Source organism: Bartonella sp. TT121SHDZB (assembly GCF_042193415.1).
Classification (GTDB): domain Bacteria; phylum Pseudomonadota; class Alphaproteobacteria; order Rhizobiales; family Rhizobiaceae; genus Bartonella.
Map to the genome: position 1 here is coordinate 325 of NZ_JBHILR010000071.1, position 277 is coordinate 601.

General features: G+C 71.1%; 1 protein-coding gene. It reads right to left on the reverse strand.

The annotated features are described in order from the left end of the window. A partial coding sequence (locus ACFIKI_RS08550; protein WP_375666793.1) for an SDR family oxidoreductase occupies positions 1-277 on the reverse strand: 277 nt, incomplete at both ends.

The following is a 277-nucleotide window of genomic DNA, read 5'->3' on the forward strand; positions in this document are numbered from 1 at the left end:
GGGCATGCGGCCGTTGCGGCCCATGGGGTTGTCGGCGCGCACATGCTCGCCGCCCTGCGGGTTCAGCCGCGCGCTCATGCCTTCGGTGGGGAACAGGCCCGGCGCGATGGCGTTGAAGCGTATGCCCCGGTTGCCCCATTCCACGGCCAGCGACTGCGTCATGGCATGCACGCCCGACTTGGCCATGGCCGAGGGCACGGTGAAGGCCGAGCCGTTCCAGACCCAGGTGGTGAGGATGGACAGCACGCTGGCCTTGCGGCCCTCGGCCAGCCAGCGG